This window comes from Amycolatopsis circi, from assembly GCF_003385235.1.
Taxonomy (GTDB): Bacteria; Actinomycetota; Actinomycetes; order Mycobacteriales; family Pseudonocardiaceae; genus Amycolatopsis; species Amycolatopsis circi.
This window is the reverse complement of the sequence record NZ_PQIA01000072.1, coordinates 1-25,891: the sequence shown is the minus strand read 5'-3', so window position 1 is coordinate 25,891 and position 25,891 is coordinate 1. Positions and strand designations below refer to the sequence as shown.

The 25,891-nt window shown below is 67.8% G+C and carries 25 protein-coding genes; 21 read left to right on the top strand and 4 right to left on the bottom strand.

Features of this window, described 5'->3' with window-relative positions; translation table 11 throughout:
- Positions 1-44: 44 nt before the first annotated feature.
- Entirely contained in the window at positions 45-584 is a 540-nt protein-coding gene (locus D0D37_RS27135) for a PadR family transcriptional regulator (protein WP_208720163.1), read from the bottom strand.
- Between the two features lie 71 nt (positions 585-655).
- Between D0D37_RS27135 and D0D37_RS27130 the strand changes: the two genes are divergently transcribed.
- From D0D37_RS27130 to D0D37_RS27095, 8 genes are all read left to right on the top strand, one after another.
- Positions 656-1,594 (top strand): hypothetical protein, encoded by a 939-nt coding sequence (locus tag D0D37_RS27130; RefSeq protein ID WP_116203455.1) that lies wholly within the window; start codon positions 656-658, stop codon positions 1,592-1,594.
- Between the two features lie 133 nt (positions 1,595-1,727).
- Positions 1,728-2,378 (top strand): superoxide dismutase family protein, encoded by a 651-nt coding sequence (locus tag D0D37_RS27125; protein WP_162834494.1) that lies wholly within the window; start codon positions 1,728-1,730, stop codon positions 2,376-2,378.
- A 138-nt stretch (positions 2,379-2,516) separates the two neighbouring features.
- The gene (mptB, locus tag D0D37_RS27120; RefSeq protein ID WP_116203429.1) at positions 2,517-3,965 is read left to right on the top strand and encodes a polyprenol phosphomannose-dependent alpha 1,6 mannosyltransferase MptB; all 1,449 of its coding nucleotides are present in this window, start codon (positions 2,517-2,519) and stop codon (positions 3,963-3,965) included.
- A gap of 249 nt (positions 3,966-4,214) precedes the next feature.
- Positions 4,215-4,586 (top strand): hypothetical protein, encoded by a 372-nt coding sequence (locus tag D0D37_RS27115; protein WP_208720162.1) that lies wholly within the window; start codon positions 4,215-4,217, stop codon positions 4,584-4,586.
- Positions 4,587-4,612: 26 nt separating this feature from the next.
- Positions 4,613-5,296: a haloacid dehalogenase type II gene (locus D0D37_RS27110; protein ID WP_116203428.1), complete on the top strand. Its 684-nt coding sequence runs from the start codon at positions 4,613-4,615 to the stop codon at positions 5,294-5,296.
- A gap of 26 nt (positions 5,297-5,322) precedes the next feature.
- Positions 5,323-6,873 (top strand): hypothetical protein, encoded by a 1,551-nt coding sequence (locus tag D0D37_RS27105; protein ID WP_162834493.1) that lies wholly within the window; start codon positions 5,323-5,325, stop codon positions 6,871-6,873.
- Positions 6,874-6,953: 80 nt separating this feature from the next.
- Positions 6,954-7,568, top strand: a complete 615-nt coding sequence (locus D0D37_RS27100; RefSeq protein ID WP_116203426.1) for a ClpP family protease — start codon at positions 6,954-6,956, stop codon at positions 7,566-7,568.
- Entirely contained in the window at positions 7,565-8,155 is a 591-nt protein-coding gene (locus D0D37_RS27095; RefSeq protein WP_116203425.1) for a ClpP family protease, read from the top strand. The genes D0D37_RS27100 and D0D37_RS27095 overlap by 4 nt, the downstream gene beginning before the upstream one ends.
- A gap of 49 nt (positions 8,156-8,204) precedes the next feature.
- Here the strand turns inward: D0D37_RS27095 and D0D37_RS27090 are convergent, their stop codons facing one another.
- Both D0D37_RS27090 and D0D37_RS27085 read right to left on the bottom strand, forming a co-directional pair.
- Positions 8,205-8,552 (bottom strand): helix-turn-helix domain-containing protein, encoded by a 348-nt coding sequence (locus D0D37_RS27090; protein WP_116203424.1) that lies wholly within the window; start codon positions 8,550-8,552, stop codon positions 8,205-8,207.
- A 189-nt stretch (positions 8,553-8,741) separates the two neighbouring features.
- Positions 8,742-9,092, bottom strand: a complete 351-nt coding sequence (locus D0D37_RS27085) for a hypothetical protein (RefSeq protein WP_162834492.1) — start codon at positions 9,090-9,092, stop codon at positions 8,742-8,744.
- Positions 9,093-9,699: 607 nt separating this feature from the next.
- On the opposite strand from D0D37_RS27085, the gene D0D37_RS27080 reads away from it, so the two are divergent.
- The 4 genes from D0D37_RS27080 to D0D37_RS27065 all read left to right on the top strand — a co-directional run bounded on the left by D0D37_RS27080 (position 9,700) and on the right by D0D37_RS27065 (position 15,809).
- Positions 9,700-11,034, top strand: a complete 1,335-nt coding sequence (locus D0D37_RS27080) for a pyridoxal phosphate-dependent decarboxylase family protein (RefSeq protein ID WP_116203422.1) — start codon at positions 9,700-9,702, stop codon at positions 11,032-11,034.
- Between the two features lie 60 nt (positions 11,035-11,094).
- Complete coding sequence (locus D0D37_RS27075) at positions 11,095-12,555, top strand: MFS transporter (protein ID WP_116203421.1); 1,461 nt, start codon at positions 11,095-11,097, stop codon at positions 12,553-12,555.
- A gap of 1,238 nt (positions 12,556-13,793) precedes the next feature.
- Positions 13,794-14,972: an MFS transporter gene (locus D0D37_RS27070; protein WP_116203420.1), complete on the top strand. Its 1,179-nt coding sequence runs from the start codon at positions 13,794-13,796 to the stop codon at positions 14,970-14,972.
- A gap of 15 nt (positions 14,973-14,987) precedes the next feature.
- Positions 14,988-15,809: an aldo/keto reductase gene (locus tag D0D37_RS27065; protein ID WP_116203419.1), complete on the top strand. Its 822-nt coding sequence runs from the start codon at positions 14,988-14,990 to the stop codon at positions 15,807-15,809.
- A 65-nt stretch (positions 15,810-15,874) separates the two neighbouring features.
- Here the strand turns inward: D0D37_RS27065 and D0D37_RS27060 are convergent, their stop codons facing one another.
- Positions 15,875-16,459: a dihydrofolate reductase family protein gene (locus D0D37_RS27060; protein ID WP_116203418.1), complete on the bottom strand. Its 585-nt coding sequence runs from the start codon at positions 16,457-16,459 to the stop codon at positions 15,875-15,877.
- Between the two features lie 71 nt (positions 16,460-16,530).
- Here D0D37_RS27060 and D0D37_RS27055 point away from each other — a divergent pair, with 71 nt between their 5' ends.
- The 9 genes from D0D37_RS27055 to D0D37_RS27015 all read left to right on the top strand — a co-directional run bounded on the left by D0D37_RS27055 (position 16,531) and on the right by D0D37_RS27015 (position 25,573).
- Positions 16,531-17,100: a TetR/AcrR family transcriptional regulator gene (locus tag D0D37_RS27055; RefSeq protein ID WP_116203417.1), complete on the top strand. Its 570-nt coding sequence runs from the start codon at positions 16,531-16,533 to the stop codon at positions 17,098-17,100.
- A 76-nt stretch (positions 17,101-17,176) separates the two neighbouring features.
- Positions 17,177-19,198: an iron uptake transporter permease EfeU gene (gene efeU / locus D0D37_RS27050; protein ID WP_162834491.1), complete on the top strand. Its 2,022-nt coding sequence runs from the start codon at positions 17,177-17,179 to the stop codon at positions 19,196-19,198.
- 19 nt (positions 19,199-19,217) lie between these two features.
- On the top strand, positions 19,218-20,450 hold the full coding sequence (locus tag D0D37_RS27045) for a Dyp-type peroxidase (protein WP_162834490.1): 1,233 nt from the start codon (positions 19,218-19,220) through the stop codon (positions 20,448-20,450).
- A gap of 42 nt (positions 20,451-20,492) precedes the next feature.
- Positions 20,493-20,900 (top strand): MerR family transcriptional regulator, encoded by a 408-nt coding sequence (locus D0D37_RS27040; RefSeq protein ID WP_116203415.1) that lies wholly within the window; start codon positions 20,493-20,495, stop codon positions 20,898-20,900.
- A 230-nt stretch (positions 20,901-21,130) separates the two neighbouring features.
- On the top strand, positions 21,131-21,655 hold the full coding sequence (locus tag D0D37_RS27035; protein WP_116203414.1) for a YlcI/YnfO family protein: 525 nt from the start codon (positions 21,131-21,133) through the stop codon (positions 21,653-21,655).
- Between the two features lie 76 nt (positions 21,656-21,731).
- Positions 21,732-22,577 carry a DUF4097 family beta strand repeat-containing protein gene (locus tag D0D37_RS27030; RefSeq protein ID WP_116203413.1) on the top strand — a complete coding sequence of 282 codons (846 nt, stop codon included), beginning with the start codon at positions 21,732-21,734 and terminating at the stop codon, positions 22,575-22,577.
- A 20-nt stretch (positions 22,578-22,597) separates the two neighbouring features.
- Positions 22,598-23,557 carry an ATP-binding cassette domain-containing protein gene (locus D0D37_RS27025; RefSeq protein ID WP_116203412.1) on the top strand — a complete coding sequence of 320 codons (960 nt, stop codon included), beginning with the start codon at positions 22,598-22,600 and terminating at the stop codon, positions 23,555-23,557.
- Positions 23,554-24,369, top strand: a complete 816-nt coding sequence (locus tag D0D37_RS27020; protein ID WP_116203411.1) for an ABC transporter permease — start codon at positions 23,554-23,556, stop codon at positions 24,367-24,369. The genes D0D37_RS27025 and D0D37_RS27020 overlap by 4 nt, the downstream gene beginning before the upstream one ends.
- A 13-nt stretch (positions 24,370-24,382) precedes the next feature.
- The gene (locus D0D37_RS27015; RefSeq protein WP_116203410.1) at positions 24,383-25,573 is read left to right on the top strand and encodes a cytochrome P450; all 1,191 of its coding nucleotides are present in this window, start codon (positions 24,383-24,385) and stop codon (positions 25,571-25,573) included.
- The last annotated feature ends 318 nt before the right edge of the window (positions 25,574-25,891 follow it).

The window sequence follows — 25,891 nt, the reverse complement described above, 5'->3', positions numbered from 1 at the left end:
GCGCACGGTAGGGGGCGGCGATGAAATCACGATGAAAGCTGTGCTCACCGGGGCGGGACGAGGTCTCCGCTCTCGATCCGGTCCGCAGTGCGGGCGAGCCACACCGCGTCGTGCCGGAGCCGGGAAACCAGGAAATGCACCTCGATCATCTGCATTTCCGGCAAATCGGCGTTATCGAGCGTCGTGGAAAGCTCGCGATTCTGGTCCCGGACTCGTTCGGCCCGGTCGCGCAGCAGGGTCACCGCGCGCGCCGGCGGCAGCGCGCCGAGGTACGCCAGCGCGATCAGGAACCGGGAGTCGAGGTTGGGGTCGGCGTCGCGCAGTTGCCGTTCGATCCGCTCGCGGAAATCGGCGAGGCCTTCCTCGGTCAGCCGCACCGGCTGCGGGTCGCCTTCGTCGTCCGGTGCGACGAGCCCGTGCCGGGTCAGTGTGCCGACCAGCGTGTACACGGTCGACGTCTTCGGGTTCAGGAACGGATAGCGCGTGCGGAGTTCGCGCAGGAGCGCGTACTGGTGGCGCGGGGTTTCCACGAGCAAGCCCAGCATCGGCAGCACTAGCGGATTGTCGAGAGCGTTCGTCGGCACCGGACCAGGGTAGCGCACGCTAGTCGTATACGAGTACGTTGCTCGTATACGACTACTGAAGAGGGATGGTCATGATCACCTTTGGCGTGTGGCCCGGCGTCGTCAGCTCGGATCTGGTGCGGTTGGAAACCTTCATCGACGCGCCGCCGGAGGACGTCGAACGGACTGCGGACGCGTTGCGGGACTTGGCGAAGGGCACGGAACGGTTCTACGTGCGGTGCTATCGCAACTACCGGGGCCCGCACGAGCCGACGCCGCCTGACGCGGTGCCGTACCTCGGCGACGGGCGGGTGGTCGACTACGTGCTCGGCTACGGGAGTCCGGAGGTCGATCCGCACGGATTCGCCGATGCGGTGCGCGCTGCCGTGCGCGAGGTCGCCGAGTTGGGCGGCGGGAAATTGCAGGTCTGCGAGGAGGTCAACGTGGCCGCGCCGCTGGACGGCGGCAGTCCTGGTTGTTACGAAGCGCTCGGTGCCGGGCTTGCCGCGGCGTTGGACGAGCGGGCGCGGCTCGGGGTCGACGTGGCGATTGGGTTCAACGCGGCGGTCGCGCTGCCTGGTGATCCGTTCTGGGAGGCGGTGCGCTCGGCGGTAGACCCGGAAGTGCTGAGTTGTATTCATTTCCTGGGCTTGGACTTTTTCCCGGATGTTTTCCGTCCAGTGCCTGCCGATGCATTGATCGGTGCGGTGACCCACATGGTGCGGTCGTTTCGCGAGTCCGCGTCGGCGATCGGGATCCCCTCAGGGGTGCCGATTCACATCACCGAGACCGGTTGGCCGACCGGGCCGGAGAATTCGGAGGAAAAGCAGGTTCAGGTGATGGAATCCGTCGCGCGCACGGTGTTCGGGCTGGCTTCTGAGATCGGGGTCGACACGTACGAGATTTTCGGGCTGCGGGACGGGTTGTCGAGCGGTCCGCGAGAGAATCGGTTCGGACTGCTGCGGGACGACTATTCCGCGAAACCGGTGTACGAGACGGTGAAGCGGCTGATTGCCGAGCATTCTTCCTGACCGCGGAGGCGGCGAAAGATGGACATTCCGCCGCGCGCAGGACTCGGTTAGTTCCATCTGGCCCCTGGTAACCGGGAAGGCGAGGCACGATTCTGGATCGGTCATAGATCACCAGTGCCCTCAGGGAGATACCGTGCGCAGAAATAAGTGGGTGGCAGGCGCGTTGGGTGCCTGCGCACTGGTCATTGGCGTGGCGCCAGCGGCCAGCAGCCAAAGCGGCCAGCAGTCGCCCGAAACGGCCCGGCAACCGGCCGGGGCGGCTTACCGCGACGGCGACTCCGCCTCCGCCACGCTGAAGGACGCAAAAGGCGACAAGGTCGGCTCCGCGTGGTTCACCGCCGACAGCCGTGCGAACGCCGTCTGGGTCGAGGTGTACCTCACTGGTCACTTCACGCCCGGTTTCCACGGCATGCACGTCCACGAAAAGGGAAACTGCACCGTCGGCGACCCGAAAAACCCGTTCACCGCGGCGGGCGGCCACCTGATGCCGATGGACCCGCATACCGGGCTGCCCATCGGACAGCTTCCGTCGGTGCTCGTGCAGCCGAACGGACGCGGGTATACGAAGTTCGTGCTGGACACCTTCACCTTGGACCAGTTGTTCGGTCCTAACGGGACTTCGATCATCGTGCACTCGAAGTCCGACAATTTCGCGAACATTCCCGCCGACCGCTACGCCGTCCGCAACGATCCCAGCGCACCGGTGCCGGACGAAAAAACCAAGGCGACCGGCGACGCCGGCTCCCGGTTCGCCTGCGGCGTGATCACCCGGGACCAGAACTGACCAAGTCCTTTGTGGACGCCAGTTCGGGTGTGGTCCGTGAAGGGCTCCTTGAGGGAATCTGATTCCCTCAAGGAGCCCTTCACGGACCGAAAGCCCCGGCGGCTACTACGATCGCCGCATGTGCTGCGCAGGTCTTCGATGAGTAGTCAGCCGGTCACGCTCTCGCGGCCCGTGCGGTTCTTCAGCTTCGCGTCCGCGGCGAGCCTGCGCTGGACCGGTTTCGGCGGGGTGCTGCTGCTGGCCGTCGCGGTGTACGCCGGGGCCGCCGGGATGTCCGGGGTGCTGCCGTTCGCGGGCGGCATCGCCGGGGTCGGCCTGGTCGTGCTCGCGTGGGCGCTGCTCGGCGGGCGCGTGCTCGCCTCGGACACCCCCGACGCGGGCTGGCTGAAGTGGACGCTCGCGTTGTGGTGCGGGCCATTGCTCGTCGTGCCGCCGTTGTTCAGCGGGGACGTTTTCAGCTATCTCGCGCAGGGTGCGGTGGCCGCGCACGGGTTCGATCTCAACGCCGTCGGCCCGCAGCAGGCGCTGGGATCGGCGTCGGACATCGTCGGCCGGGTCAGCGTTTACTGGCGCGAGACGCCGTCGCCGTACGGGCCGCTGTTCGGTGCGGTCGAGCGGGTCATCGCGCAGGTGTCCGGCGGGAATCCGATCGTCGGCGTCGCGCTGCACCGGCTGGTCGAAGTGGCCGGGCTCGTGCTGATCGCGTGGGCGGTGCCGCGTTTGGCGACTGCGGCGGGTGCGTCGCCGCGGGTCGCGTTGTGGCTGGGCGTGCTGAACCCGCTCGTTCTGTGGCACGTGGTCGCCGGTATGCACAACGACGCCCTGATGGTCGGCCTGATGGTCGCGGGCGTGGCGGTCGCTCTGGAAGCGCTGGGCGACCGGATTCGCTGGTGGCCGCTCGCCGGCGGGGTGCTGCTGATCGCGCTCGGTGCCGAGGTGAAGGTGCCCGCGCTGGTCGCGCTGGCTGCGGTCGGGACGGCGATCGCGCGTCGCCGAGGCAAGATCGGCGAATTCCTGCTCGCCGGCGCGGGGATGGTCGTTGTCTTCGTAGCGGTGTCTGCGGCGGTGTCGCTGGCGACCGGGATCGGTTTCAGCTGGGTGTCGGCGCTGACGACCTCGGGGGAGGTCAACAGCTGGATGGCGCCCACGAACTGGTTCGGCTTCCTCGTCGGCGGCATCGGTTCGCTGTTCGGCGCGCACATCACGCAGACGATGATCGGAGTCGGCAAGATCATCGGATACGTGCTCACCGCGGCCGGGATCGTCGTGGTGCTGCAACGTCAGTGGACCGGCCGGATCGACGCGGTCCGCTCTCTCGGGCTGTTGCTGAGCGCGGTCGTGATTTTCGGGCCGGTCGTGCAGCCGTGGTACCTGCTGTGGGCGGCGGTTCCGCTTGCCGCGTCGCTGCCCGCCGGACGCGTGCGGTCCGTGCTGATCACGCTCGTCGCGGTGTTCTCTCTCGTGCTTCCGCCGGTGGGCGGCAATTTCAGCGGACGCGTCGGGTTGCTGGTGCTCGCGTATGTGATCGGGCTCGCGGTGGTGGTCGCGGCGTTCTTCGGACTGCGGAAAGCCTCCACAGTGGACTAGTGCTTCGCCAGCCCTGTTCGGCGGCTCGCGCGGACGCGATCACCAGCGGGGCCGCCGGGTCGAGGGAGGCCGTGCGGCTTCAGCATGCCGATCCGTGCCCTCGTGGCCGTTTGCTCGTGTCCGTGAGGGGAACCCTGAGGGAATCAGAGTCCCTCAGGGTTCCCCTCACGGACAGCGCACCCCGCACCCACAGCGCCGCCTTAAGTCCCTGGCATTGGGTCGTGCAGGCCGTCTCGGGTGCAGGCCGCGATGATCGCCGGAACCCTGACCGAACGGCTGGACGCGCTCGCGGACGTCACGGCAGGAATCGCGCATCGCGCGGGAGCCTTGCTGAAGGTAGCGGCGCAAGCTGAAGGTGCGGAGTCGGAAATCGCGGAGGCAGCACAGTCCGGGCGGCGAGAGACGGCGCGGCTGTGCAAAGAATTCTGGTCGCGCACGGCGGCGGACGGGTTGGTGGAGTCCACTGTGGACGATACGCAGCTCGCGAACACCATGGACGCCTTGCTGTGTGCGGACACGATGGTGCACCTGCGCCGAGTCCACGGCTGGTCCGCGAAGGAATACGGCCGCTGGTTGCGAAAGGCGTTGCGTGCGCTGGTCGCCCCGGATAGGTTGCGGTGAGCAGCCGCCGTCGGGGGAGAACACTCATGGACATCGATGTGCTCGTGTTCGACGTGCTCGGCACGCTCGTCGACGAACCGGCCGGAATCCGCGCAGGGATCCGGAAATTCGCGCCGTCGCTCGCTGACGCAGAGGTCGAACAGCTGCTCTCGGTATGGCAGAAGCATGTTGAGCAGGAGCAGGGCCGGATCGTCGCCGGGGAACGGCCGTACGTCGCGAGCGAAGTCATCGATCGCGAAGCCGCGCAGGCCGTCGCCGATGCGGTCGGCACTGGCAATGCGGCCGAACTGGCGCTCGCGGCCCGGCGACTGCCGCCGTGGCCGGACACGGTCGCCGGGCTCGCTCGCCTTGCGGAACGATTCCCGCTGGTCGGCCTGTCCAACGCGAGCCGGACCGTGCTGCTCGACCTATGCGCGAACGCCGGACTGCGCTGGCACACCGTGCTGTCCGCCGAGGACGCTCGCACCTACAAGCCCGCTCCGGACGTCTACCGCCTCGCCATCGACGTCGCGGGCCGCGCGCCGGAGCGACTGCTGATGGTCGCCGCGCACGCTTGGGACCTGCGTGGGGCGCAGGAAGCCGGGTTCCGGACCGCGTACGTCGGCCGTCCAGTGGGCGACCCGCCCGCTTCCACCGACAATTTCGACCTGCAAGCCGACGGACTCGCGGACCTCGCCGACCAGCTTGAGCGCGTTACTCGTCGCGGCTGAGCCCCGGACCAGGCATGATCTCGGGCGTGACTGCGCCCCGGGTGACCGATCTCAGCGACTTCGAACGCCGTTTGGTCGAGCTGGCCCGGGAAGGCGAGCTGCTGGGCGGCAAGCAGCTCGACGTCGCCGAGCTGGCCGAAACCGAAAGCCCGGACCACGTCGTGCGCGCGGAGGTGTTGCGGGATGTCCTGCTTGGCAGGCACGGCGACCTCGACCCGCGCGGGATCATGCTGGCCCGGGCTCGCATCACCGGCGAGCTGAACCTCGACGGCGCCACCGCGACCGCGGGCCTGATGCTGCTCACCTGCGTCTTCGACCAGCCGGTGCTCGCGCGCCAGGCGAGGTTGCCGCACCTGTACCTGATCGGCGGACGACTGCCGGGCCTGCACGCGTCCCGGGTGCGCATCGAGGGCGACCTGCACCTGTCCGACGGCGTCCGGATCACCGGGAACAGCCCGGACGGCGCGATCCGGCTGATCGGCGCGCGCATCGGCGGCAGCCTGCTGTGCCGGGACGCGGAGATCTCCAGTCCGGACGGACTCGCGCTGGAGGCGAGTTCGGCGGAGCTGGGCAGCGGCCTGTACCTGCATCAGGGGACGCGGATCACCGGCTCGTCGACCGACGGCGCGATCCACCTCAACGGCGCGTGCATCGGCGGTCCGTTGGAGTGTCAAAGCATTAAGGTCTCCAATGACCTCGGACCGGCCATCGAGGCGGACACCCTGACGGTAGGCCGCAGCATGCTGGTCCGGGACTCGGAACTGAGCGGCAACGGCGAAATCGGCGCGGTGCGGTTGCAGGGCGCGCAGATCGGCGGACAGCTCGAATTCTCCGCGACCACGCGCATCACGTCGCCGGAGGGGCGACTGCTCGGGCTCTCCGACGCGAAAGCCACCACGGTGTTCATGCCGGGCGACCTCGTTTGTCCCGACGGCAGCACGGGTGCCGATTGCGAACATTCCGAACTGGCTTGGCTGGACGGATTCACTTACACGGCAATCGATCCGTCCTTCGGCTGGCGTCGGTGGCTGCACCTGCTTCGCTGCCACACCGAGTACTACGACGCCACCGGTTACCAGAAACTGGCGGCGGTCGAGCGAACCGCAGGCCACGACGGCAACGCGCGCACCATCCTCATCGCCCAGCAGGACGACCTGCGCCGCCGCTCGCCGGACGCCCTCGGCGGGCGAATGTCGCGGCTGTTCCACTGGATCTGGGGTGCGCTGGCCGGATACGGCTACCGCGCCCGGCGTACGGCGGCGGCTTTGCTGCTCGCGCTGGTCGCTGCCGGAGTGCTCGGTTTATGGGCTGGGGCAACGGAAACCCGGCCCGGGCATCATGCCGCTGAACGTGTCGCGAGCGGTGCTGCGTGCTCGCCGGTCGAGTTGATCGGCCTGGGGCTCGACCGGGGTCTGCCGATCGCGCCGACCGGCCTGCGGAGCCGCTGCGACCTCGATACGGCGAGCGTCTCCGGCCAGGTGTTCACCGCGGCGATCTGGGGTGTGCAGATCGCGGTGTGGGGCCTGGCGACGCTGGCGCTGGCCGGGTACACGAACCTCGTCCGCAAGACCGGCTGACTTCCCGCGCTGCTCACAGCAGATCTGCCGTCGGCAGAGAAAGCAGCCGTGCCGGGGTCCGCGGCGGCACAGTCGGGGACATGACCAACGAATCGACTCCGCCGATGTTCGACCAGCGGCTTCGGGAACGGTTCCTGAGCCAGCGGGTCCTCGTACTGGACGGCGTGCTCGACGACGACAACGGGACGGTCCTCGCGACCCAGATGCTGTCGCTGGCCGGCGAGGACCCGGTCAAGGACATCGCCTTGTGGATCCATTCGCCCGGCGGTTCGGTTCCGTCGATGCTCGCGATCCGCGACGTCATGCGGCTGGTGCCGTGCGACGTGTCGACGCTCGCCCTCGGGCTGGCCTGCAGCGCCGGGCAGTTCCTGCTGTCGGCGGGCACTCCCGGGAAGCGATTCGCCCTGCCGCACGCGCGAATCCTGATGCACCAGGGTTCCTCGGGGATCGGCGGCTCGGCCGTGGAGGTCGAGGTTCAGGCCGACGACCTGCGCTACACCCGCGACACCGTGCTGGGCCTCACCGCGCAGGACACCGGACAGCCGTTCGACCGCATTTTCGCCGATTCCCTGCACGACCGGTGGTACACCGCCGAACAGGCGCAGGACTACGGCTTCATCGACCAGATCGTCGACCGCCTGGAGCAGGTCGTGCCGGTGCGCACGCACGCGATGGGCCTGGGGGTACGCGCATGAGCACCTACACCATCCCGAACGTCGTGACCCGCAGTCCCGGCGGCGAGCGGATCATGGACGTCTACTCGCACCTGCTGTCCGAACGGATCGTGTACCTGGGCACGGCGATCGACTCGGGCGTCGCGAACGCGTTGATCGCGCAGTTGTTGTTCCTGGAGTCCGACAATCCGGAGCAGGAAATCAACCTGTACATCAACTCCGAGGGCGGCGACCCGGCCGCGATGCTCGCGCTGTACGACACGATGCGCTTCATCAAGGCCCCGGTGGCGACGACCTGCGTCGGCCAGGCGGTCGCGACGGGTGCGGTGCTCTTGGCGGCCGGTGCTGAAGGCCGACGATCGGTGCTGCCGCACGCGCGGGTGGTGCTGCATCAGCCCGCCGCGCAGGGCCGCGGCACGATCCCGGACCTGATCCTGCAGGCGGACGAGGTAGTCCGCGTCCGGACGCAATTGGAGGAGATCACTTCCCGGCACACCGGCCACGACGTGACGGAATTGCGGCACGACACCGACCGCGACCGGGTGTTCGACGCGGCTGGCGCGGTGGAGTACGGACTGGCGGACCAGGTAATCGCGGCCCGTCCGTGAGGCGAGGTCCGCAGGCCGGTCTGGGGTTCCGGCCTGCGGCTTCGTTCGTTCAGGCAGCCATCAGCACCGGCCCGGCCGGACGGCGCGACGGCCGCGGCCCCACCACGCTGATCCGCCGGATGTCCCCGGCGATCCCGCTCAACAGCCCGGCCAGATTCACCCCGAGCGCCCCCGTCACCGCGGCGATCATCTCGCTCGACGGTTCCTTCCGGCCGCGCTCGATCTCGGACAGGTACTGCGGCGAGATCCCGGCGCGCTCAGCGACGTCGACGAGCCGCTCGCCCTGGGTCTCCCGCTCGCTGCGGAGACTGCGGCCGAGCACCTCGCGCCACAACGGTTCCGCCTCGTCCTCCCGGACGGGGGCGCGGCGCTGGTGGAAGGGAAGGATGTCCGCCATAGGCCCCAGCCTGGCATCCGCCGGGGTTGCGGCGACAGTGGTTCCGCTCAGGGCAGAACGCCGGTTGTCATGCTGCGGCGAGGTTGCCGGGCACTGGGGCGGTTGGTGATGCGGCGATGTCTGCTGCTGGTTTTCCGGTGTCTCGGGGTCGCGCCGACGGTGGTTCCGCTCAGGGCTGAACGTCGGTTGTCATGAGGCGGCGAGGTTGCCGAGCATGATGACGCCGAGCACCAGCGCGATTGCTGATACGGCGATGCCCACCGCTGACACCGGTTTTCCGGTGCGCTGCCCGATGACGCCGACGAGTCCGCAGGCGAGCCCGGCCAATCCGAAGGGGAGCGCGAGGTACGCCCGGATGCCGGTCAGGTCGATCGGCAGCAGCGGGAGCACGCAGCCGAGGATGCCCAGCACCAGCGCCGCCACTCCCAACCAGACGCCGTTCGCCGGAGCGGGCGCGGGCCACGACTGGGCTGGCGGGTAGGGGGAGTAGCCCGGGTACTGCTGAGCGTTCGGCTGAACGGGCCAAGGCTGCCCGGGCACCGGTCCGGCGTGTGCTGGGCCGGGTGTCGGTGTGGGCCAGGGTTGACCGGCTACCGGCTGAGTTGGGCTGGGAGACGGCGCGGGCGAAGGTTGCCCGGCGACCGGTTGCACTGCGCCGGGCGTCGGCGCGAGCCATGGCTGCCCGGCCGCTGAGCCGGGCGTCGGCGAGGACGAAGGTTGTCCGGCGACCGGTCCCGCTTGTGTTGGGCCGGATGTCGGCGCGGGCGAAGGTTGCCCGGCGACCGGTTGCACTGCGCCGGGCGTTGGCGCGAGCCATGGCTGCCCGGCCGCTGAGCCGGGCGTCGGGCCGGACCAGTCCTGCGGCATCGGCTGCTGCGCGGGTCCGGCGGCTGGCACGGGCTGCTGCGATGAACCCGCCATAGCCCCCTGCGCGTCCCCCGAATGCGGCGTTCCCGCTGGCGACGCAGAGTCCCCCTCGCGCAGCGGAGCCGGTTCGGACGCTGGGCCATCGGTCATCGGAAAGCTCCTCACCGCGCGAAAGAAACGTCGTCACACCTTAGAGCGCCAGCGCGAGAAGCCCAATCCGCTGCCCGCGGGGTCGATAGGGTGCCCAAGAGGCAGCCACAAGCGACCGACGAGGTGACGCATGGACCGGCGCGAACTGATCGACCAGGCTCTCCGGGGTGTGGAGGCGTGGGAACGCAAATGGGGTCCCTACACCCCGTCCCCGGCAAGCCAGCCGGACGTCGATCTCCCCGCCCTGCTCGACGCCTACGCCGCCCGGATGGACGCGTCCTTCCCGTTCTTCCACCCCCGCTACGCAGGCCAGATGCTCAAACCGCCGCATCCGGTCGCGGTCGCCGCCTATCTCGCCGCGATGGTGGTCAACCCGAACAACCACGCGCTCGACGCCTCGCAGGCCACCTCGCCGATGGAGGTCGAGGTCGTCGCGGACCTGGCGCGGATGTTCGGGTTCGCGCAGCCGTCGCTCGGCCACCTCACCTCCAGCGGGACGATCGCGAACCTCGAAGCCCTCTGGGTCGCCCGCGAACTGGCTCCGGGCAAGGCAGTCGTCCATTCGCAGGACGCGCACTACACGCACGGCCGCATGTGCCAGGTGCTCGGCGTGGAATCCCGCGCGGTGCGGGCACTTCCAGACGGACGAGTTGATATGTCAGCCGTCGAAGCTGAAGTCCGCGGCGGCGGGGTAGGCACGGTGGTGCTGACTCCAGGCACTACCGGACTCGGTGCGGTCGACGACATCCAGCAAGCCCTTGCGCTGAAAGAACGTTACGGCGTCCGCCTGCATGTCGACGGCGCGTACGGCGGCTTCTACACCTTGCTGGACGAATACGAGGCTTACCGCGCGATCGGCTCATGCGATTCCGTCGTCGTCGACCCGCACAAACACGGACTTCAGCCATACGGATGCGGTGCGGTGTTGTTCGCCGACCCGGCAGTCGGCCAGTTCTACAAACACGATTCTCCCTATACCTACTTCACTTCCGACGAGCTGCACCTAGGCGAGATCTCCCTGGAATGCTCCCGCGCGGGTGCCGCCGCCGGAGCACTTTGGCTTACCTTGCAAGCATTTCCACTGGAGCGCGACCGTGGCCTGGGCGAACTTCTGGCCGCATGCCGTCGGGCAGCGAACGATTTTGCCGCACTGCTCAAGGAATCCGACCGTTACGCGCTGCACCTTGAGCCCACTTTGGACATTGTCACCTACTGGCCAAGGCGGGCACGGATGAGCGAGATCACCGAAGCCGCCAACACCATCCTCCAGGACGGCATGGCCGATCAGGAAAACCCGCTGTACCTGTCCACTCTGCGCGTCGACGCGGACGCTTTCGCCTCACTGCACCCGGATGTCGAACGCGACGCCGAGACCGTCACGATCCTCCGTTCGGTGTTGATGAAGCCGGAGCACGAGGCCTGGATCCCGCAGCTCAAGCAAGCGCTCGACCGGTTGGCGGAGTGAGTCCCGGACAGCGGGACTGACCCGCTCAATCCGGACGGACCGCCGGTTACATCGGTGCGCATGGCTGAGGAACCGCGCACCGCAGAGCGGTCGACCTGGTATTACGTGGCGATCGTCGTGGCGATCGCGCTCCTGACCGAGAACGCCAACTTCGAGTTCACCCTAGTCGGGGTGGGCCTGCCCGACATCGCCGCTGCCTTCGGCACCGACCAGGTGGCGCTGGTGATGACCGTCGTCTTCGTCGCGTCGCTTGTGTTCCTGCCGATCGCCGGGAAGCTCGCCGACGCGCATGGCAAGAGGAAAGTCCTCCTTGCCGCCGCGATCATGTTCGGCGTCGGCTCGCTGATCTGCGCGCTGGCACCGGTGTACTGGCTTTTCTTGACTGGACGCGTACTCCAGTCAGCTTTCGTCGTCGCATACGTCGCCGGTTACGGTCTCATCCGCGACCTCTTCCCGCCGCGACTCGTGCCGCTCGGCGTCGGCGCCCTGGGCGTTGGCACCGGAGTCGCCGCGTTCGGCGGTCCGCTGCTCGGCGGATATTTGGTCGACACCTACGGTTTCCGCAGCGCCTTCTGGTTCACGCTCGGCTACGACGCCATCGTCTCGACGCTCGTGCTGCTCGTAGTCCCTGAAACCCGGGTGCGGATCAAACGCCGCATCGACGTCGCCGGCGGCTTGCTGCTCGGCGGCGGAATGGCGGTCCTCGTACTCGGGCTGGTCGAAAAGGAGTTCCTCGGTTACGCGGCAGCACTTTCCGTTTTGCTGCTGGTACTTTTCGTGCTTGTCGAGCGCCGCCGCGCTGAACCGCTGATCGATCTCGCACTGGTGTCCGAACCCAAGGTTTGGCTGACGTTGCTCGCCTCGGGCACCGCCATTTTCGTCACTACCGCCAACAGTTCCGTGCTCATCCCGCAGTTGCTCCGGACTCCGCACGTGCCCGGAGTGACGGACCGCGGTCTCGGCATGACGGCGTTGGAATACGGCGTGAGCTACGGACTTCCGTTCGGCCTCGTCGGCGCGGCCGCGGGTTACGGTGCCGGATGGGTATGCCGGAGATTCGCTCCGAGAACCGCTTTGCTCACCTCGATAATCGGCACACTTGGGGGAGTAGTGCTGATCCTCTTCGGACAGTTGAGCGGACCGGCCCTGATCGTGGTGATCGCCGCGCTAATGGGCATCGGACTAGGTTTCCTCTATGCCGGGGCCAACAATCTCGTCATCGAGGTCGTGCCCGCGGATGCGCAGGGCGTCACGACTTCGCTCCTGTACACCGCACTCGGCGTGATGAACACGCTCGGCACCGCAATCGTCGGCTCGATCACCGCCACCCACCAAGTCCGGCTCAGTTCCGGCACGTCGATCACCAGCGACGGCGGGTATCAAGCAGCGTACTTCGTACTGCTCGGCGTCAGCGTGCTCGCGCTTCTGTTGACTCTCCTGATGCGCCACGGCCGGACCCCGGCCACCGGTGGCGCGGCAACGGCGAAAACCTCTGAACCCAGGACGGTTTCGTCAACCTAACTGGAGGTTTTCTCACTGACCCTCTACGCCCAGGTTGGGTGTGCCTGCCTTCGACTAGTCCAAAGTGGACAAACTCCGCCGCGCTGCTCGACGCCGCCGTTGGAACGGAACGATTCGCCGCCGGAGCGGAGACGGTCAGCGGGATCCATCCGACTGGATCCGGCGGACGATATTCCGCGGACTGAATCCAGCAAACGACATGTAGCAGATTGTATACAAAGGGCAACATCCTGCCGACGCGGATTCAGTCAGCAGGATGCGGCCGACTGGATCTCTTCGGCTGAACCTTCCGGGCTGCACCGCGCCGATCGGATCTCGCAGGCCGAGCTGCGCGGACTCAGCCTCGCGGGCTGAATCCTGGCCGCCGGATCTCGTGTGCTGAGTCGCTCGGACTGGTTCGCGGACTGAACTGTCCCGCCTGAACCGTGCTGCCTGAACCGCGCGGACTGAGTCGTCGGGGGGGGTGTGCCGACTGGGCTGCTCCGAGGGCCGCGCCGACTGAGCCGCCCTGACTCGGCCTGCCCCGGCCGGCCGAGTCGACTGGGCCGCCCCGGCCGGGCTGCCCCGATTGGGCCGCCCCGACCGGGCCTGCCCTGGCGGGCCGTGTCGACTGAGTCTCGCGGGCTGGGCTGCCCCGAATGGGGCTGCCCGGTGCCGTGCCGACTGAGCCTCGCGGTCCGGGCTGGCCCGACTGGGCTGCCCTGGCGGGCCATATCGACTGGGCCGCACGGATTGAGCTGCCTCACTGGGGCTGCCCCGGCGGGCCGTGCCGACTGAAACCTCGCGGACTGGGCCGCCCGGCGGGTCGCGCGGACTGAACCGTCCCGGCTGGATCTCGTCGACGGGTCCTTCCGCTGCCCGGTCGGCTTCTGGTGTCCGGAAGTCGCGCGGATCCTGCCGAGTGGGTCCTGCGGAGCGGTGTCCTGGAGACCGCCGACTCCATCCCGTCCACTGTCGACCTGTCACAGGTATGCCGGTCGATTGCATACCGTCGACCCGTCTTCTGAGGGCAGCCGACGAACCCCGTGAACGGCGAACCTCGCGGATGTCGCCGCGTGGTGATGGCTGAAGCGGTCCCTCCCTCCTGTCCGGGGTGGCCCGGCCCCGCCTCAAGTGGCCACAACTGTGACCCTCATCAACAACACGCGCAAACAACAAGACGCGTATGCAATTATTGCTGAAGCCGACAAGCGGCACCAACACGCAGACCGAGACGTACACCAAGGAGACGCGGGCTCATGCCATTAGCACTGGTAGCGCTGGCCATCGGGGCCTTCGGGATCGGTACCACCGAGTTCGTGATCATGGGCCTGCTCCCCGAGATCGCCGCGGACTTCGGTGTCTCCATCCCGTCCGCGGGCCTTCTGGTGACCGGGTACGCGCTCGGGGTCGTCGCCGGCGCCCCGGTGATGACCATTCTCGGCACGAAGATCAACCGCAAGACCATGCTCATGCTGCTCATGGGCCTGTTCATCGCCGGGAACCTGTTGTCGGCGGTCGCGCCGGCGTTCGGGGTCATGCTCGCCGGGCGGATTGTCGCGTCGCTGGCGCACGGGGCGTTCTTCGGGATCGGCTCGGTCGTCGCCGCTGAGCTGGTCGCGCCGGACAAGCGAGCCGGGGCGATCGCGATCATGTTCACCGGGCTCACCGTCGCCAACATCGTCGGCGTGCCGCTCGGCACGTTTGTCGGGCAGGCGGTCGGCTGGCGGGTCACTTTCGGGATCGTCGCGGCGCTCGGCGTCGTCGGGCTGGTCGGAGTCGCGAAGCTGGTGCCGGATCTGCCCCGGCCGGAAGGCGCGCATCTGCGCAAGGAGCTGGCCGCGTTTCGGAACGTTCAGGTTGTCCTCGCGATGGCCATGACGGTGCTCGGTTTCGGTGGCGTCTTCTCCGCGATCACCTACATCGCGCCGATGATGACCGAGATCGCCGGGTACTCGGCGGGCGCGGTGACCTGGCTGCTGGTGCTGTTCGGCATCGGCATGTTCCTCGGCAACCTGACCGGCGGCCGGTTCGCCGACCGCAAGCTCATGCCGATGCTGTACGTCAGCCTCGGCGGCCTCGCGATCGTCTTGGCCCTGTTCACCGTCACCGCGCACAGCAAAATCCTCGCCGCGGCAACGATTCTGCTGATCGGCGCGCTCGGGTTCGCCACGGTGCCGCCGCTGCAGAAGCGCGTTCTCGACCAGGCGCACGGCGCGCCGACGCTCGCCTCCGTCGTCAACATCGGTGCCTTCAACCTCGGCAACGCACTGTCCGCGTGGCTCGGCGGCGTCGTGATTTCCGCCGGATTCGGTTACACCGCACCGAACTGGGTCGGGGTCGCGCTCGCCGCTTCCGCGCTCGGCCTCGCGTTCTTGTCGGCTGCCCTCGAGCGCCGTCCTCGCGTCGCGATAGCCGAACCCCTTGTCCAGCACTGAGAAAGGCAAATTTCGATGACTGTCCCTAACCTCCGCCTCAACAACGGCGTCGACATTCCTCAGCTCGGCTTCGGCGTCTTCCAGGTCCCGGAAGACCAGACTGCCGCCGCGGTGACCAGCGCTCTCGAAGCCGGCTACCGCAGCATCGACACCGCCGCGATCTACGGCAACGAAGCAGGCGTCGGCCGCGCGATCGCCGAGTCCGGGATTTCGCGCGAGGACCTCTTCGTCACCACCAAGCTGTGGAACGACGACCAAGGCTACGACTCGACCCTGCGCGCCTTCGACGCCAGCCTCGCCAAACTCGGTCTCGACCACGTCGACCTGTACCTGATCCACTGGCCGACGCCCGCCCGCGACCGCTACCTCGACACCTGGCGCGCACTGGAACACCTCGCCAAGGACGGCCGCATCCGCGCCGCCGGCGTGTCCAACTTCCAGCCCGCGCACCTGCGCCGCCTGCTCGACAACAGCGACCTTGTGCCCGCAGTCAACCAGATCGAACTGCACCCCGGACTCCAGCAGGCGGAGTTGCGCGCCTTCCACGCCGAGCACGGCATCGCGACCGAAGCGTGGAGCCCGCTCGCCCAAGGCGCGGTCCTGACCGACCCGGCGATCGCCGAAATCGCCGCGCGCACCGGGAAATCCGCCGCGCAGGTGGTGCTGCGCTGGCACCTGCAGCTGGGCAACGTCGTGATCCCGAAGTCCGTGACGCCCGCCCGGATCCGGCAGAACCTGGACGTCTTCGACTTCGCCCTGACCGACGCTGACCTCACCGCGATCGCCACCACTGACCGCGGCCTGCGCACCGGCCCGGACCCGGACCAGCTCAACTGACCTTTCGCTGCAACGGAAACCCGGTCGCCGGTTCGAGTATCGGTGGAGTGGTCGCCAGCGCTTGCCTAGTTCCGCACAAGGCGGGTGGCCGTGACCCCGTTCGGGAAGGCCGTTCGTTCGGTCACGGAGAACACCGTCGGGTCGAACTCGCCGTCCACCATGGGGATGCCCGCACCGGCCACTACCGGGTAGCTCTTCATGACGATCTCGTCGATCTCCGGCAGCAGTGCCCCGGCTAGTTTGCCGCCGCCGCAGAGCCAGATGTCGTAGCCGGTTTCTTCCTTCTTCAGGTCTCTCACCAGGCCGACCGGGTCGCCCGGGACGACCGTCACTGCTGGGTCGATGTCCGGTTTCAGGGTGCTCGACACGACGTACTGCCGCAGGTGGGCATACGGACTCGGCACGGTCGGGTCGAGCTGGTGCGTCGTGCGGCCCATCAGGACGGTGTCGAACCGGCGGTTCGGGGCGTCTTCGACACCGGCCATGGCGCGGAAGGCGGTCGGGACCGTTTCCGGGTACAGCGAGTTCATGAATCCCAGGTAGGCGGCGGTCTGCTGAGCATCACCTCCCGGGAAGAAGTCGAATTCGTCCCCGGGGCCGGCGATGCGGCCGTCGAGGGTGACTGCGATGTAGTACACGAGCTTTCGCATCTAGTGACTCCGTCTGTAGTACTCTGGTTGAAGTGGTTTGAACCGTACAACTACAGCTGGAGTGGTGTCAAATGGTGCGGAGGAACGACCAGCGGCGGGCCGCGCTTGTCGACGGGGCGATCGAGGTCTTGGCGCGGGAGGGGGCGCGCGGGCTGACGTTCCGGGCGGTCGACGCGGAGGCCGGTGTGCCCGCGGGGACGGCGTCGAACTACTTCGCCAATCGGGACGAGCTTTTCACGCAGGCTGGGGCTCGGGTGTACGAGCGACTGCAGCCGGAGGACGACTCGCTCCCGCCTGGGCTGGAGGACCGGGAGTCGTACGCGCAGTTGATGCGTGACCTGGTCGGCCGGATCGCGGCGTTCCGGACCGGGTATCTCGCGTTGCTGGAGCTTCGGCTCGAGGCGACGCGTCGGCCGGAGTTGCGCAGGGTGCTGACGGAACGGGTCCGCGACGATGTCGAGGGGAACGTCGCGTACCACGTGGCGTCTGGGCTGCCCGGTGACGCCACGGCGGTCAAGTTGCTGATTCTCGCGTTGAACTGGTTGATCGTCGAACAGTTGACGTTGCCGGACGTGTTCTCCGAAGCGGATCGGGAAGAATTGATCACCGAAGCGGTCAAACGCATCATCGGCCCCGAATAAGGACTATCCGGGAGGAAAAGAACCGTTTCCCGGCCCGCCCTCGACCGGCAATTTAGGTTTGCCTATCGTAATCTGCGTGCAGTGGGCAGACGCGGTTCCGAACCTGATGATCGGCTTGCGCGAAGGGCTGGAAGCGGGCCTCGTGGTGAGTATCCTGCTGGCCGCGCTGCGCAAGATGCGAGCGGAAAACGGCGCGGTCTCCACCGCCCCGGTGTGGCTGGGCGTGCTGGGCGCGGTGACCGTAGCGGGCAGTTTCGCCACAATTCTCACCTTTTCCACCGATGTCCTTTCTTCCCGGGCGCAGCAGATCGTCGGCGGCTCGCTGAGCGTGCTCGCGGTATTCCTCGTCACCGGCATGGTGTTTTGGATGCGCCGGACCGCGATGGGGCTTTCGGCGCAATTGCGCGGCGAAGTCGAACGCGCGGTGGCGATCGGCGCGGGCGCGCTGACGCTCACGGCGTTCCTGGCAGTCGGCCGCGAAGGCCTGGAGACGACGCTGTTCCTCTGGACGGCGGTGAAAGCGTCCGGCACCACGGTCGCGCCGCTGACCGGGGCGGCGCTCGGGCTCGGCATCGCGATCCTGTTGTGCTGGCTGCTCTACCGCCGTGCCGTAAAACTCAACCTCGGCGTTTTCTTCAGCCGCACCGCTTTCGTATTGATCGTCATCGCGGCCGGTGTCCTGTCTTACGGCCTCGGCGACCTGCAGGACGGGGGCGTGCTGCCCGGCCAGAGCTGGGTCGCGTTCGACCTCACCGGCACGCTCGATCCGAACTCGTGGTGGGTTTCGCTGATCAGCGGCGTCACCGAGCTGACGCCGCGGATGACCGTGCTGCAGGTGACGGCCTGGCTCGTCTACCTCGCCGTCGTGATCCCGTTGTTCGTCAAGGCCGGTCGGCAGCCGGTTGAGCGAAAGCCGGAAAGCGAAGCCGCACCAGCCGGGAAGTGGGAACGGCTCGCGGGCAAGCACACCGCGATCGTCGCGGGCGCGCTGGTGCTGGTGCCGGTCGCGGTGGCGGCTCTGGTGATCACCGCGCTTCCCGAGGCCGCAACGGGTTCTACGGTTTCGGTGGGCGAGCACGACTGTGCGCCGGAGTGGAAGTCCGCGCAGGCCGGAGCGCAAAGCATCACCGTGACCAACAAAACCGCGAAGGCGGGTGAGATCCGGCTCGACGACAGCAGTGGCGGCATCGTCGCGGAGATCGAGACGATCGGCCCGGCTACGAGCGCCACGATGTCCGCGACGCTGGGCGACGGTTCCTACACCTTCCACTGCCTGATGTCCGGACAGACGACCACCGCGTCGGCTCCGGTGCAGGTCAGCGGTGGTGCCGCCAACGACGGTCCAGCGCCGGTCAAGCCGGTCACCACAGAAGATCTCACCGGACCGAATCAGAAGTATCTCGCGTACGCCGCTCAGCAGCTCGGCACGGTGTCGACCGCGGTGGGCACGGTTCGCGCGGATCTGGCCGCAGGCAACGCCGAGGCAGCGAAGAAAGACTGGCTCACCGCGCAGCTCGCGTGGGAGCGCGTCGGCGCGTCCTACAACAGCTTCGGCGACGCGGGTACTGCGGTCGACGGCTTGCCTAACGGATTGCCTGCCAGCACGGCAGATCCCGGCTTCACCGGATTGCACCGCCTGGAGTACGGCTTGTGGCACGGTCAGGCTCCGGCGTCGTTAGTCCCGGTCGCCGACCAGCTCACTCAGGATCTCGCGGCCCTGCGCGGAAAACTCGCCACCGACGACGTCGCGGGCGATCCCACGAAGCTGCCGATCCGCGCGCACGAAATCCTCGAAGACGCGATCCGCGACCATCTGTCCGGAATGGACAATCAAGGCAGCGGGACTGCTTACGCCGCAACGGATGCCGACGTCGACGTCACCCGCACCGTTCTGGCCGAGCTGACTCCGCTGCTCAACGAGCGCGCCCCCAATCTCGTCCAAATCGCGACAGCGCAGCTCAACACGCTCCACGAAGCACTGGCCAACCACGCGCCGACCACCCTCGCCCAGCGCCAGGCGGTGAACGGCGCGGCCGGAGCTGTCGTCGAGACGCTGTCCGCGGTGCCCACTCTGCTCGAAGTTCCTCCGAGCCACTGATCGGCTGGTGAATCCCGAAGTGACGAACGTCAATCGCCGCAACTTCCTGAAAGGCGCGGCCGCCGGCGCGGCAGGCACCGCGCTCACCGGAGGCGTGCTGATCGGCGGCGCCCAGGCCGACGAACGCTCCGCTGGCGCGGCACCAGCCCCGGCGACGGAGCACCCGTTCCACGGCGCCAACCAGTCCGGCGTGCTCACCCCGGCTCCGGCAGAGAAGCAGGCTTCCGCGGCCTTCGTGGCCTTCGATCTGCTCAGCAGCTCGAAGACGGACTTGATCGCGCTCCTGCACACGCTCACCGACCGGGCCCGGTTCCTCACCACCGGCGGAACGCCGCCGAACCTCGGCGTCGGAAGGCCGCCGTCGGATAGCGAGGTGCTCGGCCCGTCCGTCCTTGCCGACGGCCTCACTGTCACGGTTTCGTTTGGTGCCAGCCTCTTCGACCGCGTCGGCCTCGCCGCGCACAAGCCGAAAAAGCTGACCCCGATGAAGATCTTTCCGGACGACGCACCGGAAGCCGCCTGGATGCACGGGGACCTGCTGATCCAGCTGTGCGCCAACAACCCGGACACGGTGCACCACGCGCTCCGCGACCTCACCCGGCACACCCGCGGCGCGATGCAGCTGCGGTGGAAGATGCACGGCTACAATCCGCCGCCGCGGCCGTCCGGCGCGGGCCGGAACCTGCTGGGATTCAAGGACGGCACGGCGAATCCGGTCGGCGGCGAGGCGAACGGGCTGGTGTGGGTCGACGATCCGGCCGAGCCCGCGTGGGTGCGCGGCGGCAGCTACCAGGTGGTGCGGCTGATCCGGATGCTGGTCGAGTTCTGGGACCGGGTGTCGATCAACGAGCAGGAGAAGATGTTCGGCCGACGCCGCGATTCGGGCGCCCCGCTCGACGGCAACACCGAGACCGACAACCCGAACTACTCCGCCGACCCGCACGGCGCGGTGATCCCGCTGACCTCGCACATCCGGAAGGCCAACCCGCGCACGCCCGCGACCGACAATCAGCGGCTGGTCCGCCGCTCCTACAACTACGACCTCGGCGTGGACGCGAACGGGGAACTCCAGGCCGGGCACGTGTTCGTCTGCTACCAGCAGGACGTGCAGCGGCAGTTCGAGACCGTGCAGCAGCGGCTCGCCGGGGAACCGCTGGTGGACTACGTCCAGCCGTTCGGCGGCGGGTACTTCTTCACGCTGCCGGGCGTTCGCGATCAGGCCGACTGGTACGCCAGCGGGATGTTTGCTTAGCCTACCCTTGCTTCGAGTGCTTGAGGTGCGGTGCAATGAGGCATGGACCTGTACTCGATCGGCGAGGTGTCGGCGCGCTTCGACGTGCCGGTGTCGACGCTGCACTACTGGGAAAGCTGCGGCCTGATCGAGCCGCGCCGCCGCTCCGGCTGGCGGTTCTACGACCAGGACCAGCTCTACCGGATCGCGCTGATCCGCACCTGGCGGGAGACCGGTCATTTGAGCCTCGACGACATCGCCGCGCTGCTCGGGACCCACGGCGAGCGCGGCGACTGGCGGCGCACGGTCACTGCCCGGATCGAGGCGATCCAGGATGAAGTGACGCGGCTGCTCGACGCGCAGGCGTACTTGCAGCACCTCATGACGTGCACATACGAAGGCGCCCTGGACGAGTGCCCTAGCTTCCGCGCCGGGATCGATTTGCCGGTCGCGAAGGCGGTCGTCAAGTAGCGGCTGTCCGTGAAGGGCTCCTTGAGGGAATCAGGTTCCCTCAAGGAGCCCTTCACGGACTTCTAGCAGGGCGGACGGGCGTGATCGGACCGGTGGCACCACGTCGGCTCGGCTATTTTTCGCGTGGCACCATGCTTTGACCTGCAGTTTCACCACTGTCTGAGCCGTAGTGGTGCCAAACTGAGCCACGATGGCTTGTGGTGGTGCCAAGCGTGTGCCATAGTGGTGCCATGGACTTGACCACGTACGTAAGCAACCTCGGGCGGGAATTCGCGACGCTGGCCGAGGCCAGCGGCGAAGAGGGACGCGCGCTGGTCGAGCGGCTGACCGGATCGCTGGAGTCGGCGATCCGGATGACCCTCCTGGACACGCTGTCCGGCGCCGTCGACGAGATCACCCGGGACCTCGCGCCCGGCTCGGTCGAACTGCGCCTGCGCGGACGCGACCCGAACTTCGTCGTGACCTCGCCGCCCGCCGAACCCGCCCAGCCCGCCGCGCCCGCGGCCGAACCGGCTCCGGAAGCCAGCGAACCGCTGTTCGCCGAGGACGGTCCGTCGGCGCGGATCAACGTGCGGCTGCCCGAGCAGCTCAAGGCCGCGGTCGAGGAGGCCGCCGCCAAGGAGGGCCGTTCGGTCAACGCCTGGCTCGTCCGGGCGGCCTCCTCGGCACTGCAGCAGCGACCCGAACGCGAGCAGCGCTTCGAGGCGCCCGGCGGCAGTTTTTCCAAGCAGAGCTTCACCGGCTGGGTCCGGTAGCTCCTTTCTTCGCTGACTCCTTCACCCGTCTCTGACCTGCGGAGACGGCACACCTAACCGAAATGTGGGGACAACCATGCCTAAATTCGACACTCCCAGCCCGATTTCCGTCACCCTCGACCTCGGCGTCGGCCAGGTCCGGTTCGCCGCGAGCGACCGTGCCGACACGGTCGTCGACGTCCGTCCGACCGACGAGTACGACGACTCCGACGTCAAGACCGCGAAGCAGATCCGCGTCGACTACAGCAACGGCACGCTGCACATCACCGGGCCGAAGATGCGGGCGTTCGACTTCTCCCGCAAGACCCGCTCGGTCGACGTGACGGTCGAACTGCCCACCGGCTCGCGGGTTTCCGCCGAGGTGCAGGCGGGCGCCTTCCAGGGCTCCGGCGAACTCGGGCAGGCGCGGCTCAAGACCGCGGCTGGGAACGTCAGCCTCGACCGCACCGGCCCGCTGCGCGTCGACACCTCGGTCGGCCACGTGACGGTCGACGGGGTCGCGGGCGATGCCGAGGTCTCGACCGCGTCCGGGAAGGTCCGGCTCGGCCCGGTCGACGGGACCGTGGTGGTCAAGAACTCCAACGGCGACACCACGATCGACTCCGCCGCCGGCGAGGTCCGGGTGCGCGCGGCCAACGGCGACATCGAGGTCGAGCACGCGGGTGCCGGGGTCGACGCGAAGACGTCCAACGGCGCCATCTCGCTCGGCGAGGTCGTCCGCGGTTCGGTCGTGCTCGAGAGCGCGATCGGCGACCTGCGGATCGGCATCGCCAAGGGCACCGCGGCCTGGCTCGACGTCAAGACCAACTTCGGCCACGTGCGCAACCAGCTGGAGACCTCGGCCAGCCCTGGCGAGTCCACGGAGACCGTCGAGGTCCGCGGGCACACCGCGTTCGGCGAAATCGTCATCCACCGCTCCTGATCACAGTCTTGGAGAAACCTATGTCCAGCAACCATTCCCGGCCGGCGATCGCCGCCACCGGACTGCGCAAATCCTTCGGCGACCACCTCGTGCTCGACGGCATCGATCTCAGCGTCGCCCGCGGCACCGTCTTTTCGCTGCTCGGCGCGAACGGCGCGGGCAAGACCACCACGGTCAAGATTCTGTCCACTTTGATCAATGCCGACGCCGGTGCGGCACAGGTCGCCGGATACGACCTCGCCTCGGAAGCCGACGGGGTGCGGGCCTCGATCGGCGTCACCGGGCAGTTCTCCGCGGTCGACAATCTGCTGACCGCCGAGGAAAACCTGCTGCTGATGGCGGATCTGCACCACCTCGACCGGGCCGCGCGGAAGCAGCGCGCGGCGGAACTGCTCGAACAGTTCGATCTCGTCGAAGCGGCGAAGAAGCCGGTGTCGGCCTACTCCGGCGGCATGCGGCGCCGGCTCGACCTGGCGATGACGCTCGTCGGCAGCCCGCAGGTGATCTTCCTCGACGAGCCGACCACCGGCCTGGACCCGCGCAGCCGCCGGGCGATGTGGGGGATCGTGCGCAAGCTGGTGGCCAGCGGGGTCACGATTTTCCTTACCACGCAATACCTCGAAGAGGCCGACGAGCTGGCCGACCGGATCGCGGTGCTCGACCACGGGCGGATTGTCGCCGAGGGCACTGCGGACGAACTCAAGCGCCAGATCCCCGGCGGGCACGTCCAGTTGCGCTTCGAAGAAGAGACGGACCTCGACCAGGCGCAGCGCGCGCTGAGCGAGGCGTCCCGGCAGAACGACGCGCTGGTGCTGCGCGTGCCCAGCGACGGCAGCCTGCAGTCGCTGAAATCGCTGATCGACCGGCTCGACTCGCTTTCGGTGAAGGTCGACGAGCTTTCCGTGCACACCCCCGATCTCGACGACGTTTTCCTTGCCCTCACCGGCAACCCCACTGACGAAAAGGTGACTTCCCGATGACCGCACCCGCTCTCGCCGGACCCGATCTGCGTTTCCACCCGGTCCGCGACTCGATGACCATGCTGCGCCGGAACCTCAAGCACATGCTCCGGTATCCGTCGCTGACGATCATGCTGGTCGGCATGCCGGTCGTGTTCCTGCTGCTGTTCGTTTACGTTTTCGGCGGCACACTGGGCGCCGGGTTAGGCGGGGCCGGAGGCGGCAGAGCCGAATACGCCAACTTCGTCGCGCCGACGATTCTGCTGATGACCATCACCGCCACTGTGCAGGGAACGGCGATTTCGGTGGCGATGGACCTGACCGAAGGCGTCATCGCCCGGTTCCGGACCATGCACATCGCCCGGGTTTCGGTGCTGACCGGGCACGTGCTCGGCAGTGTGCTGCAAGCGTTGTTCGGGCTCGTGGTGGTCACCGGGGTCGCGTTGCTGGTCGGCTTCCGGCCCGCCGCCGGGGTCGGTTCGTGGTTCGCCGCGGTCGGATTCCTCGTGGTGGTGGCGCTCGCGCTGGTGTGGCTGTGCGTCGCGCTCGGACAGGTGAGCAAGAGTGTCGAATCGGCCAGCAACACGCCGATGCCGTTGCTGCTCCTGCCTTTCCTCGGCAGCGGGTTCGTGCCCGCCGATTCGATGCCGGGCGCGCTTCGGTGGTTCGCCGAGTACCAGCCGTTCACGCCGATCATCGAGACCCTGCGCGCGCTGCTGCTCGACAAGCCGCTCGGCGACCACCTGTGGTTCGCGCTCGGCTGGTGCGCCGTGATGGGCATCGGCGGCTATCTCTGGTCCAAGAAGCTTTTCAATCGCGAATACGCCCACTGAAAGGGGTTTGGGGATGACTGGGGAAGAGATGGTGCACGGGGTTCCGGTGGGGCGGGCGCAGGGGTGTCCGTTCGATCCGCCGCCGTCGCTGACCGCGGTGCGGGACCGGGCTCCGCTGACGCGGATGACGTTCCCGGACGGGCACGTCGGCTGGCTGGCCACCGGGCACGCGGAGGTCCGGGCGATCCTGGGGGACCAGCGGTTCAGCAACCGGTACGAATTGTGGCACTACCCGTTTCCCGGGATGGAGCAGTTTCCGGAACTGCCGCCGGCTCCGGTGGGGGACCTGACGGGGATCGATGCTCCGGAGCACACCCGGTTCCGCAAGCTGCTGACGGGAAAGTTCACTGTCCGGCGGATGCGGTTGCTCAGCGATAGGGTGGCCGAGGTCTCCGGCGAGTACCTGGATTCGATGGAGAAGGCCGGGCCCGGGGTCGATCTGGTCGCGGCTTATGCGCATCCGGTGCCCGCGGTGATGATTTGCGAATTGCTCGGGGTGCCGTATTCGGATCGGGCGTCTTTCCTGGGAACCGCGAAGGCGATCAACGAGGTCGGTCTTTCCGAAGAGGAGAGGATGACTGCTTATGGCCAGTTGCAGGAGTATGTGGCTTCGTTGGTGCCGGCTAAGCGGTCCGCGCCTACGGACGACTTGTTCAGTGATCTGACCAGCAGTGATTTGACTGACGAGGAACTGGCTGGGCTGGGTACGTTCCTGCTGGCGGCCGGGCTGGACACGACGGCGAATATGTTGGCGTTGGGGACGTATGCGCTGTTGAGCAATCCGGAGCAGTGGGCGGTGGTTCGGGACGATCCGGAGGCGGCTGGCGGGGCTGTCGAGGAGTTGATGCGGTATCTGTCCATTGCGCACACCGGGGCTCGGGCCGCGTTGACGGATGTCGAGGTTGGCGGCCAGGTGATTCGGGCTGGGGAGACTGTGGTGCTGTCGGTGCAAGCCGCCAATCGGGATCCCTTGAAGTTCGAGCGGCCGGACGAGTTGGATGTGCGGCGGGTCGCGACTGGGCATGTGGGGTTCGGGCACGGGATTCATCAGTGCTTGGGGCAGCAGTTGGCTCGGGTGGAGATGACTGTGGCGTTGCCTGCGTTGGTTCGGCGGTTTCCTGGGCTGCGGGTGGTGGGGGAGGTGCCGTTGCGGTCTGAGTATCAGAATATTTACGGTGTTGTGAAGCTGCCTGTTGCGTGGTGAGTTCGGGGTGGGGTGGACTCCCTCGCTTTTGATTGTTTAGCACTGGCTCGGCGCTATCAAGGGCGCCTTCGGCGTCGCTTCGCGATGACCGCTGGCGCGGCCACCCTTGACAGCGCCGAGCCAGTGCTAACTGCGGCGAGGGGATGGGGTGGAGTGGTCGTCTTGGTGGGTTGCGAGGGAGGCTGGCGGTTGTGGTTGACGCGGATGCGGTGTGTGCGGGGGTTCGGGAGTTGGGGGTTTCCGATGGCGGGGTGGTGATTGTGCATTCGTCGTTGTCTGCGTTGGGGACCGTGGACGGCGGGGCGGATGCGGTGGTGC